We start from the raw sequence: 13359 nt of genomic DNA, 5'->3' as shown, positions 1-13359 counted from the left end.
ACGGCACCTTTGTGTCGTTTTTTGTATTTATTTAAATCTTTTGGAGTGCGTAATGATTAAGTATATTTTCGGTTTTATTATTTTACTCGCCGTTGTACTTGTCGCCATCACCATTGGGGCGAATAATGATCAACTCATTACCTTTAATTATATTGTTGCTCAAAGTGAACTACAGCTTTCTACTTTAGTGGCTATCTTATTTGGTTTTGGCTTGCTTTTAGGTTGGTTTATTACTGGCTTTTTTTATCTCAAATTAAAATTAAAAAATATGGGATTAGCACGCAAGGTAAAACGCCTTTCCTCACAAATTACTGAATTAACTTCAAGCCGAGATAAGGCTGCACAATAATGCTCGAGCTGCTTTTTCTACTGCTTCCTATTGCCGCAGCTTATGGATGGTATATGGGGCATCGTAGTGCGAAAAAGGATCAGGAAGACATCACGAATAAATTATCCCGTGATTATGTAACGGGGGTGAATTTGCTTCTCTCTAATCAGCAAGAAAAAGCAGTTGATTTGTTTTTAGGTATTTTACAAAAACAAGAGCAAGAAAATGAAATTGAACAAAGTTCGCAATTTGAAGCGGAACTCACATTAGGAAACTTATTCCGTTCTCGTGGTGAAGTAGATCGTGCATTGCGAATCCACCAAGCCCTAGATCGTAGTCCAAATTATAGCTTTGAACAAAAACTTCTCGCCAAACAACAGCTTGCACGGGATTTTATGACGGTTGGTTTTTTTGATCGTGCTGAAGCATTGTATATTCTTTTAGTCGATGAACCCGATTTTGCTGAAAATGCCTTACAGCAGTTAGCGGTGATTTATCAAAAAATGAAAGAATGGAAAAAAGCTATTAATGTCGCAGAAAAACTTGCCAAAATTTCACCGCACTTTGATCCTATCCCTTTGGCGCATTACTATTGTGAATATGCTCAGAGCCTAGATTCAGAACAAAGAAAAATAACCACCGCGCTTTTACAGCGTGCATTAACCGTCTATCCAAATTGTATCCGAGCCTCGCTATTATTGGCTCAAAATGAAATCTTGCAACTGGATTACCAAAGTGCGGTAAAAAATTTAGAAAATATTTTACAGCAAAATCCCGCTTATATTAGTGAGGCATTATCCGCCTTAAAATATTGCTATGAAGAATTACATCAACAAGATAATTTTGAGCTTTTTCTTATTAAAGCAAGCCAAGTAGGCAAAAGTAGCGCCGTTGATCTTGCCTTAGCGGATTTTATTGCAGAAAAAGATGGCCTTGTGGCTGCGCAAGCCAAACTTTATCAACAGCTCAATCAAAACCCAACAACCATTGTTTTTCATCGCTTTATCCAATATCAAATTGAAAGTGCAGAAGAAGGGCGAGGTAAAGAGAGCCTCATTTTACTCTCAAAAATGGTTGGTGAGCGGATTAAGCAAGGTTTTGATTATCGCTGTACGAATTGCGGTTATCAAACCAATAAACTCATCTGGTGCTGTCCTTCTTGTCGTCAATGGGAAAGCATCAAACCCACGCCAGATATTGAATATCATTAACCAACGAGGAAGAGAAAATGAGCAGTAAAGTCATTGTTGCCTTAGATTATGAAAAAGAAGAACAAGCCCTTGCTTTGGTGGATCAGCTTGACCCAAGCCAATGTCGCTTAAAAGTAGGCAAAGAAATGTTTACCACACTAGGCACAAATTTTGTCAAACAGCTACATAGCCGTAATTTTGACGTTTTTCTTGATCTCAAGTTTCACGATATTCCTAACACGGTGGCAAGAGCGGTGCGTTCTGCAGCAGATTTAGGCGTTTGGATGGTGGATTTACACGCCAGTGGTGGCTTGCGAATGATGGAAGAAGCCAAAAATATTCTTGTGCCTTATGGAAAAGATGCGCCAATTTTAATTGGCGTTACTGTGCTAACGAGTATGGAAGATCTCGATCTGCTGCAAATTGGCATTAATGCCTCACCAATGGAGCAAGTGATTCGTCTCGCTCATTTAACTCAACGTGCAGGACTTGATGGCGTAGTATGTTCACCACAAGAAGTCGAAATTTTACGCGCACATTGTGGTAGCGATTTCAAACTGATCACTCCGGGTATTCGTCCTATTGGCGCAGACTTTGGTGATCAACGTCGTGTAATGACACCAGCAGCGGCAATTCAAGCGGGTTCTGATTATTTGGTTATCGGCCGTCCAATTACTCAAGCTGAAAATCCAGCAGAAGTATTGCGTGCAATTAATGCTTCTATTGAGGGCTAATATGTCAGAAAGCACTTTAGTTTACTCTACGGAAATAGGCAGAATCAAAACAGAAAAAAACCAACAGCCTATTCGCCCTAAAGGTGATGGCATCGTTCGCATTGAACGCCAAGTGAGTGGAAGAAAGGGGAGTGGCGTTAGCGTAATAAAAGGTCTAGACTTGCCCGATGATGAATTGAAAAAATTAGCTGCAGAACTGAAAAAACGTTGTGGTTGTGGTGGCTCTGTGAAAAATGGCTTGATTGAAATCCAAGGCGAAAAACGAGAGTTACTCAAACAATTATTAGAACAAAAAGGTTTTAAGGTTAAGCTAGCAGGGGGATAATATCCCTCTCTTTTATATTGCCATTCATTAAATAAGCTTATTTATTTTTTGGTTTACTCACCATAATTTCAATTACTTGGCGGTCGGTATATTGCATACTACGTGAAGCAATGTTGCAAAGATTATTGATTGAGCGATCGATACAATGTTCTACAATGCCTTCATTGCCTGTTACTTGCATATTATCTAATGCCATTAGTACGGCTTTATAACTTGAGGTTACACTGGTGGATACTTTCATTGCACAGCTATTTGCTGCGCCATCGCAGATAATGCCGCTAATATCACCGATCATACTGCTAATTGCCATACTCACGGTTTCAAATTTGCCCGTCAGTAACCAAGCAATGCCAGCGCAACTGCCCATTGCGGCGGTGGTCGCAGCACATAATGCGGAAAGTTTTGGTAATTTGCTATGAATATAAATTGCCATAAGGTGAGAAAGAAATAATGCGCGAGTAAGTTGCTCATCTGAAGCGTTAATATGTTTTGCCACTACCACAACAGGCATTGTTGCAGCGATGCCTTGATTACCTGAACCAGAATTACTCATTGCGGGTAAATTGGCACCGCCCATTCGGGCATCAGAAGCTGCTGTTGTTTCGATGATAATGCGGTTCATTAAATCATTACCGAGCAATCCCGCAGCAATTTGTTTTTGTAACGTACGTCCAATGTGCAAACCATAATCTTGCCGTAAGCCCTCTTGTGAAAGGGCAGAGTTTAGCCTTTCTGCCTCATCAATAAATTTAATCTTGGCAAGCTCCACTTGAATGGAGAAATCAAAAATGGCTTTCGCAGAAAGTGCGGTGAAAATTTCGTATAAATTATCACTTTCTACGGCGCAAGGTTTGGTGAAAATCACCTGATCATTTTTGGCAATGTAAATGACATTGGTATGGTGTGCAGCAATGCGAACACTCACTTTGTCCTGATGATGATATAACGTTGCCTCAGAATACAAAATATGCTCCGTTTCAAAAATAGAAACAGAAACCTTGTCTTCTTGAATCATTTTTTTCGCTTGCTCAGTTTGTTCTGTGGTAATATTTTTTAGCACTTCCAATCCTGCATTAGGATCACCACCAATGGCTCCAATCGCAGCCGCCATTGTTAGCCCTAAGGTTCCCGTACCGGGTACGGTGACGCCCATTCCATTTTTCATCAAATTAGGCGAAACTTTTGCTTCAATACGCTCTGGTATTGCATTTAAATATTGTCGCGCCGTGGCAGCGGCTAATGCAAGGGAAATCGGCTCGGTACATCCTAACGCTGGCACGACTTCTTGCTTTACGATATCCAACAGAGCTTGTTCTGTATCTGCTTGAAAATTCATACTATTCCTTATTCTTTTTATTTTGCTGTTGTGTGATTAGTCTGTTTAGTAAGCCACCGCTTCATTCGCTCAACCCCTTCGCGCAAATGTTCAATATCTCTGGTATAAGCAAAACGTAAGTAGTGCTTTGTGCCATTTTCACCAAAATCAATCCCGGGAGTTGCCGCAACTTGAATTTCAGCCAGCATTTTTTTGGCAAATTCATAGCTATCTTGGGTGTAAGCAGACACATCTGCCCAAAGATAAAATGCGCCTTGTGGTTTAAATTCAATGTTAAACAGTTGTTTTAGTTCTTCATAAAGAAAATCTCGGCGTTGTTTAAACTTGGCTTTAATTTGGTTTAGATAGTCATCATCGAAGGCTTCTAATGCGGCGTATTGGCTTAATGTGGGGGCTGAAATAAAAATATTTTGCGCCACAATTTCTGCTTCTCGGGCTTTTGCTTCTGGCACAATAAGCCAACCTAGACGTATTCCCGGCATACAAAAATACTTAGAAAATCCGTTGATCACATAGGCATTAGGATTAAATTGCAAGGCCGTGGCGGCTTGTTCATCATAAACTAAGCCGTGGTAAAGTTCATCGGAAATAAAATCGATTTGATTGGCAATGCAATATTCATTCAGGGCTTGCAGGCATTCAGGGGTATAAATATTGCCCGTAGGGTTAGCGGGCGAGGAAATTTGTAAGGCTTTGATTGGGCGATTGACAAGTTGTTGTGGGGAAAGTTGATAACAATCTTGTTTATCTACAGGGATAAATTCAGGCTCAATATCCATCATATAAGCAAAATTTTTATAGCACGGATAGGCAGGATCGGTTAGTCCCAGTTTATCTCCTTGGCTAAGCGTTAAAGCATAGGCGACAAGAAATGCACCACTTGTACCGGGGGTAAGAATAATGCGATGTGGTGCAATATCCACTTGATAAGTGCGGTGATAAAATTCACTAATTTTTTCACGCAATGCCGGTAAGCCGAGGCTTTCTGTATAACTAAATTGATTGTCTGTAATGGCTTGTTGTAAGGCGTGTTTCACTTTCGGAGATGGGGGTAAATCTGGTTGGCCAATTTCAAAATGAATGGCATTCGGGTATTTCGCCGCTTCACGCACAATATCCATTACAATAAATGCCGACATATTTTCACAACGCATTTTTTTTCCTTTTTTGCCTATCTTAAGATTCTCTTAATATTTCTTTGTTTTAATCTTTCCAGCAAGACAGCCGTTTTGCCATTTGAAAGGAGTGTAACAATGAAAAAACTTAGTTTAGCAACAATTTTACTATTATCAACCGCTAGCCTTACGGTGAGTGCAGAAAATTTGCCAACAACGAGTGAACAATCCCCTGTACGAGAGCAACAGACAGTACAACCTGTGTCAAATACGGAGAAAGGAGAAAAAGCACAAGAAACACATCACCATAAGCATAAAAAAGCCCATAAAATGCACGGAGGGTTTGTTGATCCTAATAATCCGCAAGCTCAAATTAAGGGTAAAAAATCCGTGATGAATAATTTACCAATAAGCCAAATTAGCCAGCAAGCGTCTTGGGAAGATGAGCAACATCTTGTTTTACAAGGCCATATTGTCAAACAACTAAGCAAAGATGATTTTTTATTCCGTGATAAGAGCGGAGAAATTGAGCTAGAAATTGAACCTCGTGCGTGGCGTGGTAAAACCATTACCCCGAACGATGAGGTAAAAATTTTGGTTGAAGTAGATAAATCCGACAAAAAATTAGAACTGGAAGTTCATCGCATTATGAAAGTCGCTAAAAGTCATTAATTGAGAAAAGATTTCATTCGCAAATTTATTTTTTTAGGCTAAACTCAACGGGACATTTTCTCTCATTGGGTTTATGTGGTAAATGGGACAAGATGGCATTATTTACTTCAATATAAAAAAAAGGAAAATCAAATGCTTACCGTAGAAAACTTGATCGCCCAAAGCCAGCCGTATTGGGATAATTATATTCACCATTCTTTTGTTCAACAATTAAGTCAGGGAACACTGGCTAAAAAATGTTTTCAGCACTACTTGCAGCAAGATTATTTATATTTATTTCAATATAGTCGCGCCTTATCTTTAGGTATTTTTAAAGCAGAAAATTTTGCTGAAATTTTGACCGCACATCAAGCGAATGAGGTGTTATTAAAAGAAACTCAGCTACACGTTGCTTTTTGTAAAGCGTGGGGCATTTCAGAAGAGACGTTGCATCAAGTGCAAGAATCAACCGCTTGTGTGGCTTATACGCGTTATGTTTTAGATTGTGGAATGAAAGGGGGATTGGCTGAGCTTTATACCGCACTCGCACCCTGTATGCTAGGTTATGCGGAAATAGGCAAAATACTGAGTCAGCAAACGCCAGTGGCAAACAATCCTTATCAACAATGGATTGACACTTACGGAGCAGAGGATTTTCAGCAGGCAGCACAAGAATTTATGACGATGTTAAATGGATTATTTATCGATCTTTCCCGCAAACAGCAACAGCGCTTACAGCATATTTTCACTACCGCGACACGAATGGAAATTGATTTTTGGCAAATGGGATTGGATTTAAGCTAAGTAAAGTGCGGTTAAAATTATGCGAATTTTATTAATTGAAGATGATCCTTTAATTGGTGATGGGCTTAACATTGGGTTGAGTAAATCGGGTTTTAGTGTCGATTGGTTTAAAGAGGGGGAAAGTGGTATGCAAGCCTTGCGTTATGCCCCTTATGATGCGGTGGTGCTCGATCTCACCTTGTCGAAAAAAGATGGCTTGCAGGTGTTGAACCAATGGCGCAAGGAAAATCAAGATGTACCAGTGCTAATTTTAACCGCACGAGATAGCTTGGAACAACGGATTGAAGGTTTACAACTTGGGGCGGACGATTATCTCGGCAAACCTTTTGCTTTGGCTGAAGTGGTGGCACGCTTGCAAGCCTTAATTCGTCGCCGTTATGGACAAGCACAATCTTTTCTTCAGCACGGCGTCGTGAGCCTTGATCTTGGACAGCATAAAGCCTTTTTACGCAACCAAGAGATCTCTCTCACGGGAACGGAATATAAGTTACTTGAGCTGTTTATGCATAATAAAGAGCGGGTACTTTCTCGTAGCTTTATTGAGGAAAAGCTTTATACTTGGAATGATGAAGTGAGCAGTAATGCATTAGAAGTGCATATTTACAATTTACGCCAAAAATTAGGCAAGCCTTTTATTCGCACTGTGCATGGAGTAGGCTACGCGCTTGGAATGATGGAGGAATAAAATGAACACTCGTAGCTTACGCCTTCGTCTCATTCTGATCCTCTCTCTATTCGCTTGTACTATTTGGCTGATTTCTACCGCGATTGCTTGGTCAGCGGCACGCAGTCAAGTAAATGAAGTCTTTGATACACAACAAATTTTATTTGCCAAGCGGCTTGCAACCTCTCATTTAAGAAGTATTTTGATTGAACGCCCTCGCCCGGAGGGGAAAAATCATCGACAAAAACCACCGCACTTTCGCAAAAGGCAAAATTATGATGACGATGCACTTGCCTTTGCGATTTTTAATCGTGATGGTGAAATATTGCTGAGTGATAGTGAAAATGGCAACAATTTCATTTATGAGCCGAAAAGAGGCTTTCACAATACCACGTTGCAAGGAGATGACGATAAATGGCGAATTTTTTGGCTACCAGCGGCGGAAGGCAGATTAATGATTGCCGTGGGGCAGGAACTTGAATATCGTCAAGAATTAATCGAAAAAATGGTGCTAGGGCAAATGTGGATTTGGTTTGCTAGCTTGCCTGTGCTACTTGCCGTGATTATTTGGGCAATTAGCCGTGAATTGGCGATATTGCGCAAAGTGAGTGAACAAGTCAGCCATCGTCGTCCTGATGATGATCAGCCGTTAAATACTGAGCCAGTGCCAAAGGAAATCTTGCCATTAGTGCAAAATTTAAATCAATTTTTTACTCGCACGGCAAGCAGTTTATTGAGAGAGCGGCGTTTCACCTCCGATGCAGCCCACGAATTACGTAGCCCGCTCACCGCCTTACGTATTCAAACCGAACTTGCTCAAATGGCGGGGAAAGATGAAGCAATGCGAAATCAGGCATTGCAAAATCTTACTTTAGGTATCGATCGTGCCAGCCAATTAGTTGAACAGTTGCTTACCCTTTCCCGTCTAGATAATCTCAATGAATTGGCACATCTCAACCGCATTGAATGGGATAAATTAATCACTGAGCTTGTGGCTGAACGTTATTTAGAGGTGGAAAAAACAGGATTTCGCTTAATTTTTGAACCTCTAAGTTCACCCCTAACCCAACAAGGTGAGCCATTATTACTTTCTTTGATGCTACGTAATTTGATTGATAATGCCATTGCTTATTGTCCGAAAGGAAGTGAAATCCGCCTTATTTTACAACAGGATAAACTCATTATTGCAGATAATGGCGGAGGCGTGCCTGATAATGTTTTAGAGAAGTTAGGGCAACGCTTCTACCGCCCAGCAGGACAAAATGAAAAAGGGAGTGGTTTGGGGCTATCTATTGTACAACGCATCGCTCAACTGCATCATTATCAAGTGCGGTATAAAAATGCAGAGAATTTACGTGGAGAGAAAGGCTTTTGGGTGGAGATTTTATTTCATTGAAAAGCACCTTAACTTTCATTAAGGTGCAACGATTTCTATTGTTCGCTTAAGACACGAGGGAATAAGATATTATTTTCTGTGTGAATATGTTCTTGTAAATCATCACAAAATTCTTGAATACCTTGATAGAGATTACGCCAAGAGGTGCAAGCATCGGTAGGTGGCGTCATATTGTGAGTAAGGGATCGTAGAACTTCTATTGTCGCACTATGTTCATCGTGTTCAAATTCCATCACCTGAATAGGCATTCTCGCCATCATATAATTTCCCGCTTGGATCATCGGGAATAAAATTTGTTCTTCTTTCATCATATGGCTAGATAAATCGGCATAGGCATTTTTTAATGCATCAGCCAGACCTTTTGGGCAATCAGACAGATCACCGTGGCGCGCTTCAACTTTCTCTGCAAGAGGAATAAGTTCTTGTAATTGTTCACGATGACGTTGATGAAAACGCGATAGAATATGCGAAATCGTTTCTTGGTAACTGGCATCTTGCCATTGTTCATCTGCTTGTTTCATTCTGTTTTCTAATGACATAATTTAACCTTATTTGGATTATTAAACCTGACAAAAATACTAAGGTATTTAGTTGGTAATCCCAACTTCTTTTTAAAAAAAATGGTGAGCTTATGATCTAAATCAGGTTTTATAACTCAAAATAGGTGGGAAAATTTTACAAAATTCTACCGCACTTTAAATTATAGAGAATGAAAGGCTGGGTGAAGTGAAAAAGCGGTTTAAGCTAAACCAAACCGCTTGAGAGTTTGATGAGATTAATGGTTGTAGCCGAGTAAGATTGCGCCGAGCAATGAAATGAGTGCAAGCAGAAAGGCAATAGGGTTATTCGTTGTGCCACGTTTGAAAAATTTCGCCGCAAAAATAATGTAGATAATCAATAATCCAAATTTAGCGATAATCCACCAAGGAAACCCCACGTTTAATGTGAATAATAAGATTGCGCCACTTACGATAAGTAGCGTATCTGATAAGTGCGGTAAAATTTTGAGTAATTTTATTGCACGCCAATCTTTTCCAGCAAATTGCATTAAGGCTCGGATCACAAAAAGTCCTAAGCTAATAAAAGCACAAAAAAGGTGGGTGTAAATTGTGTAAAAAATCATTGTTGAATAGCCTATACGATAGTTTTTAATTTAACATATTGAGCGTGAAAAAAGGTTTCAGCTTTGAGAAAAGAGAAAGTGGGCAATAGCCCACTTTATTTTATTCTTCCGTGTTTTCTATTGTGTCTTCGTTGTCTTCTTCATCAACATCACAAACACGTTCTAGGCTGACAACCTGTTCTTCTTCTGTGGTGCGGATTAAACGCACGCCTTGGGTGTTACGTCCAACTATACTCACTTCGCTAACACGGGTTCTGACTAAGGTTCCAGCATCTGTAATTAGCATAATTTGGTCATTTTCTTCCACTTGGGTTGCTGCAACAACTTTACCATTACGCTCACTGACCTTGATAGAAATCACCCCTTTGGTATTACGGGATTTTGTTGGATATTCTGCTAAAACGGTACGTTTACCGTAACCATTTTGTGTTGCGGTGAGGATTGCCCCTCCATTTTTCGGAATGACTAGCGAAACCACTTTGTCGATATTGAGATCAAGGGTTTCTTCGTTATTATCGTCAGAAATGTCTTCAATTTCCACCGCACTTTCATCATCAGAAAGATCGTTTGTTAGGGCTAATTTAATTCCGCGTACGCCAGTGGCTGTACGTCCCATTGGGCGAACAGCACTTTCTGCAAAACGCACCACGCGACCTTGCGAAGAGAACAGCATAATTTCATTTGAACCGTCTGTAATATCCACACCGATGAGTTCATCTTCATCACGTAAGTTCAGGGCGATAATCCCGTTAGAACGAGGACGACTAAATTCGGTAAGGGCGATTTTTTTCACTATTCCCCCAGCAGTTGCCATTACTACAAATTTATCTTCTTCATAAGCAGAAATCGGCAAAATTGCGGTAATACGCTCATTTTCATCCAGTGGCAGAATATTGACAATTGGGCGACCACGCGCACCGCGGCTGGCTTGCGGTAGTTGATAAACCTTGAGCCAGTATAAACGTCCACGGCTTGAGAAACAAAGAATTGTATCGTGTGTATTCGCAACCAATAATTTTTCAATGAAATCTTCTTCTTTCATTTTTGTTGCTGATTTACCTTTACCGCCACGGCGTTGTGCTTCGTAATCGGTAAGTGGCTGATATTTGACATAGCCTTCGTGAGAAAGGGTAACCACCACATCTTCTTGAGCGATAAGATCTTCTAAATTAATATCACCTGATGCTGCAGTAATTTCAGTACGGCGTTCATCATTAAATTCTGTTTTGATGCGTGCGAGTTCTTCACAAACTACTTCTCTTAAGCGTTCTGTACTATTTAGAATATGCAATAATTCGCCAATTTCGACTAAAATTTCCTGATATTCAGTGACAATTTTTTCGTGTTCTAAGCCGGTTAGGCGTTGCAAACGTAGATCTAAAATCGCACGGGCTTGTTCTTCAGAAAGATAATAGACGCCATCACGCAAACCTAATTCGGGGGCAAGATCTTCAGGACGAGAGGCATTCATTCCTGCTGCCTCTAACATTTTGCTTACGTTACCTAACTGCCAACCGCGAGCAAGCAAGGCTTCACGGGCTTCGTCGCCTGTTTTAGAGGCACGAATTAATTCAATAACGGGATCGATATTGGCTAAGGCAATAGCTAGCCCTTCTAAAATATGCGCTCGTTCGCGGGCTTTGCGTAATTCAAACACTGTACGACGTGTTACCACTTCACGGCGGTGTTTTACAAAGGCCTCAATAATTTGTTTTAAGTTAAATAATTTTGGCTGACCGTGATCTAAGGCAACCATATTGATCCCGAATGTCACTTGCATTTGGGTGAGGGCGTAGAGGTTATTTAACACCACTTCGCCCACAGCATCACGTTTTACCTCAATTTCTAGACGAATCCCTTCTTTATTTGAAACATCAAGGACATTACTGATCCCTTCAATTTTCTTTTCACGTACAAGTTCAGCAATTTTTTCTACCAGTTTTGCTTTATTAACTTGATAAGGAATTTCTGTAACAACGATGGTTTCACGTCCTTTATCTGAAGTTTCAACTTCGGCTTTGGCACGTACATAAACTTTTCCCCGTCCTGTTTTATAGGCATCTTCAATGCCTTTTCGTCCATTGATCAGCGCGGCAGTTGGAAAATCAGGCCCCGGAATAAATTGCATAAGCTCATCAATGGTAATTGCTTCATTATCCAAGTAAGCTAGGCAGCCATCTAAAACTTCACCTAAATTATGAGGAGGGATATTTGTTGCCATACCCACCGCAATCCCTGAGGAACCATTCACTAATAAGGCCGGAATTTTGGTTGGTAGCACATCAGGAATCATTTCTTTACCATCATAATTTGGTGAGAAATCAACCGTTTCTTTATCAAGATCGGTGAGCAATTCCTGTGTGATTTTTTGCATACGAACTTCGGTATAACGCATTGCCGCTGGCGCATCACCATCTATCGAGCCGAAGTTACCTTGACCATCTACCAACATATAGCGCAATGAGAAAGGTTGAGCCATACGCACAATGGTGTCATAAACCGCACTGTCACCATGAGGGTGATATTTACCGATCACATCACCGACAACACGTGCTGATTTCACATAGGCTTTACTGTGGGTAATGCCACTTTGATCCATTGAATATAAAACACGGCGGTGTACAGGTTTTAAGCCATCTCGTACATCAGGTAAAGCACGGCCGACGATTACCGACATAGCATAATCAAGGTAAGAAGATTTAAGTTCTTCTTCGATACTAACAGGGGTAACGTTTGAAACCAAATTCGTCATTGAAATATTCCCTAATTACATAAAAAATTGCTCGGATTGTATCATAATTCCGATAATATCTCTAATTTTGTAATGAATTTTTACCGCACTTAGGCAATAATAAGGGGCATAAAACAAAGCGCGTGATAATCTTAACAAAGAAAAGAGAAATTTACCGTAGAATAAAAAAGATAGAAAATTTACGCTAAAATAATAAAAACCAAAAATAAGAGAACAGCCCAATGCAAAATATCGACCAACAAGAACTGGAAAAATTTGAAAAAATGGCGAAAACTTGGTGGGATCCAGAAGGGGATTTTAAACCTATCCACCGCTTAAATCCGCTTCGTTTGGATTATATTTGCCAACAAGCTGGGGGGGTATTTGGTAAAAACGTTTTAGATGTTGGTTGTGGCGGCGGTATTTTAGCGGAAGCAATGGCTAAGCAAGGGGCAAATGTTACCGGTATTGATATGACCACCGGCCCCCTTGAAGTAGCAAAATTACACGCACAAGAAAATGGTCTAAGTATTGATTATCAACAGACCACCATAGAAAATTTTCTTGAAAAATACACCGCATTTGACGGAGAAAAATTTGATGTGATTACGTGTATGGAAATGTTGGAACACGTTCCTGATCCTAGCTCGATCATCAATACCTGCAAAGCCTTGTTAAAGCCTAATGGCGTATTGTTTTTTTCTACGATTAATCGCACTTTAAAAGCGTGGGCGTTGGTCATTATTAGTGCGGAATATGTATTAAAAATGTTGCCGAAAGGCACACATAATTACGAAAAATTTATTAAACCCGCTGAATTACTTGCTTGGACAGACCGCGCTGAGTTAGATTGTGTGAATATGGTCGGTTATCATTACAATCCACTTATGGGAACATTCAAATTAAATCAGGACGTAAGTGCCAATTATATGGCAACATTTAAAATGCGATAAAAAATCACC

The 13359-nt window shown here is 40.2% G+C and carries 13 protein-coding genes and 1 pseudogene; 9 read left to right on the top strand and 5 right to left on the bottom strand.

Going from position 1 to position 13359, the window contains the following annotated elements; genetic code table 11:
• Positions 1-52: 52 nt before the first annotated feature.
• The 4 genes from L4F91_RS07205 to yciH are packed head-to-tail and all read left to right on the top strand — an operon-like array spanning position 53 to position 2577.
• Positions 53-349, top strand: coding sequence for a LapA family protein (locus L4F91_RS07205; RefSeq protein WP_250349750.1), 297 nt, complete (start codon positions 53-55; stop codon positions 347-349).
• The gene (gene lapB, locus L4F91_RS07200) at positions 349-1539 is read left to right on the top strand and encodes a lipopolysaccharide assembly protein LapB (protein WP_250349751.1); all 1191 of its coding nucleotides are present in this window, start codon (positions 349-351) and stop codon (positions 1537-1539) included. Before L4F91_RS07205 ends, lapB begins: the two co-directional genes overlap by 1 nt.
• A gap of 17 nt (positions 1540-1556) precedes the next feature.
• A complete protein-coding gene (pyrF, locus tag L4F91_RS07195) occupies positions 1557-2252 on the top strand; it encodes an orotidine-5'-phosphate decarboxylase (protein ID WP_250349752.1) in 696 nt (231 codons plus the stop codon).
• A gap of 1 nt (position 2253) precedes the next feature.
• A complete protein-coding gene (gene yciH / locus L4F91_RS07190) occupies positions 2254-2577 on the top strand; it encodes a stress response translation initiation inhibitor YciH (protein ID WP_250349753.1) in 324 nt (107 codons plus the stop codon).
• Between the two features lie 37 nt (positions 2578-2614).
• Here the strand turns inward: yciH and L4F91_RS07185 are convergent, their stop codons facing one another.
• Together L4F91_RS07185 and L4F91_RS07180 are read right to left on the bottom strand one after the other, a co-directional pair.
• Positions 2615-3913 (bottom strand): serine dehydratase subunit alpha family protein, encoded by a 1299-nt coding sequence (locus tag L4F91_RS07185; RefSeq protein WP_250349754.1) that lies wholly within the window; start codon positions 3911-3913, stop codon positions 2615-2617.
• 17 nt (positions 3914-3930) lie between these two features.
• Positions 3931-5067, bottom strand: coding sequence for a pyridoxal phosphate-dependent aminotransferase (locus tag L4F91_RS07180; protein WP_395895687.1), 1137 nt, complete (start codon positions 5065-5067; stop codon positions 3931-3933).
• Between the two features lie 99 nt (positions 5068-5166).
• Here L4F91_RS07180 and L4F91_RS07175 point away from each other — a divergent pair, with 99 nt between their 5' ends.
• The 4 genes from L4F91_RS07175 (at position 5167) to qseC (ending at position 8543) form a co-directional block, all read left to right on the top strand.
• The gene (locus L4F91_RS07175; protein WP_395895685.1) at positions 5167-5700 is read left to right on the top strand and encodes a YgiW/YdeI family stress tolerance OB fold protein; all 534 of its coding nucleotides are present in this window, start codon (positions 5167-5169) and stop codon (positions 5698-5700) included.
• A 132-nt stretch (positions 5701-5832) separates the two neighbouring features.
• Entirely contained in the window at positions 5833-6483 is a 651-nt protein-coding gene (gene tenA, locus L4F91_RS07170; RefSeq protein WP_250349757.1) for a thiaminase II, read from the top strand.
• A gap of 19 nt (positions 6484-6502) precedes the next feature.
• A complete protein-coding gene (locus L4F91_RS07165) occupies positions 6503-7168 on the top strand; it encodes a response regulator (RefSeq protein WP_395895682.1) in 666 nt (221 codons plus the stop codon).
• Position 7169: 1 nt separating this feature from the next.
• Entirely contained in the window at positions 7170-8543 is a 1374-nt protein-coding gene (qseC, locus tag L4F91_RS07160; RefSeq protein ID WP_395895680.1) for a quorum sensing histidine kinase QseC, read from the top strand.
• A gap of 35 nt (positions 8544-8578) precedes the next feature.
• On the opposite strand, the pseudogene L4F91_RS07155 reads toward qseC, so the two are convergent.
• The 3 genes and pseudogenes from L4F91_RS07155 to gyrA all read right to left on the bottom strand — a co-directional run.
• Positions 8579-9043, bottom strand: a pseudogene (locus L4F91_RS07155) (hemerythrin domain-containing protein); the annotation flags it as partial.
• 275 nt (positions 9044-9318) lie between these two features.
• Positions 9319-9666 (bottom strand): SirB2 family protein, encoded by a 348-nt coding sequence (locus tag L4F91_RS07150; protein WP_250363384.1) that lies wholly within the window; start codon positions 9664-9666, stop codon positions 9319-9321.
• Between the two features lie 100 nt (positions 9667-9766).
• Positions 9767-12418 (bottom strand): DNA topoisomerase (ATP-hydrolyzing) subunit A, encoded by a 2652-nt coding sequence (gene gyrA / locus L4F91_RS07145; RefSeq protein WP_395895677.1) that lies wholly within the window; start codon positions 12416-12418, stop codon positions 9767-9769.
• Positions 12419-12639: 221 nt separating this feature from the next.
• Between gyrA and ubiG the strand changes: the two genes are divergently transcribed.
• Entirely contained in the window at positions 12640-13350 is a 711-nt protein-coding gene (gene ubiG / locus L4F91_RS07140; RefSeq protein WP_395895676.1) for a bifunctional 2-polyprenyl-6-hydroxyphenol methylase/3-demethylubiquinol 3-O-methyltransferase UbiG, read from the top strand.
• Positions 13351-13359 lie beyond the last annotated feature (9 nt).

Origin of the sequence: Avibacterium sp. 20-126 (genome assembly GCF_044358625.1) — a bacterium.
GTDB lineage: Bacteria > Pseudomonadota > Gammaproteobacteria > Enterobacterales > Pasteurellaceae > Avibacterium.
This window is presented reverse-complemented; position numbering and strand designations above follow the sequence as displayed.

What these genes read in the sequence shown, in the direction of transcription:
- L4F91_RS07205 (WP_250349750.1), top strand. Translation starts at nt 53, where the DNA reads ATGATTAAGTATATTTTCGGTTTTATTATTTTACTCGCCGTTGTACTT.
- lapB (WP_250349751.1), top strand. Translation starts at nt 349, where the DNA reads ATGCTCGAGCTGCTTTTTCTACTGCTTCCTATTGCCGCAGCTTATGGA.
- pyrF (WP_250349752.1), top strand. Translation starts at nt 1,557, where the DNA reads ATGAGCAGTAAAGTCATTGTTGCCTTAGATTATGAAAAAGAAGAACAA.
- yciH (WP_250349753.1), top strand. Translation starts at nt 2,254, where the DNA reads ATGTCAGAAAGCACTTTAGTTTACTCTACGGAAATAGGCAGAATCAAA.
- L4F91_RS07185 (WP_250349754.1), bottom strand. Translation starts at nt 3,913, where the DNA reads ATGAATTTTCAAGCAGATACAGAACAAGCTCTGTTGGATATCGTAAAG.
- L4F91_RS07180 (WP_395895687.1), bottom strand. Translation starts at nt 5,067, where the DNA reads ATGCGTTGTGAAAATATGTCGGCATTTATTGTAATGGATATTGTGCGT.
- L4F91_RS07175 (WP_395895685.1), top strand. Translation starts at nt 5,167, where the DNA reads ATGAAAAAACTTAGTTTAGCAACAATTTTACTATTATCAACCGCTAGC.
- tenA (WP_250349757.1), top strand. Translation starts at nt 5,833, where the DNA reads ATGCTTACCGTAGAAAACTTGATCGCCCAAAGCCAGCCGTATTGGGAT.
- L4F91_RS07165 (WP_395895682.1), top strand. Translation starts at nt 6,503, where the DNA reads ATGCGAATTTTATTAATTGAAGATGATCCTTTAATTGGTGATGGGCTT.
- qseC (WP_395895680.1), top strand. Translation starts at nt 7,170, where the DNA reads ATGAACACTCGTAGCTTACGCCTTCGTCTCATTCTGATCCTCTCTCTA.
- L4F91_RS07150 (WP_250363384.1), bottom strand. Translation starts at nt 9,666, where the DNA reads ATGATTTTTTACACAATTTACACCCACCTTTTTTGTGCTTTTATTAGC.
- gyrA (WP_395895677.1), bottom strand. Translation starts at nt 12,418, where the DNA reads ATGACGAATTTGGTTTCAAACGTTACCCCTGTTAGTATCGAAGAAGAA.
- ubiG (WP_395895676.1), top strand. Translation starts at nt 12,640, where the DNA reads ATGCAAAATATCGACCAACAAGAACTGGAAAAATTTGAAAAAATGGCG.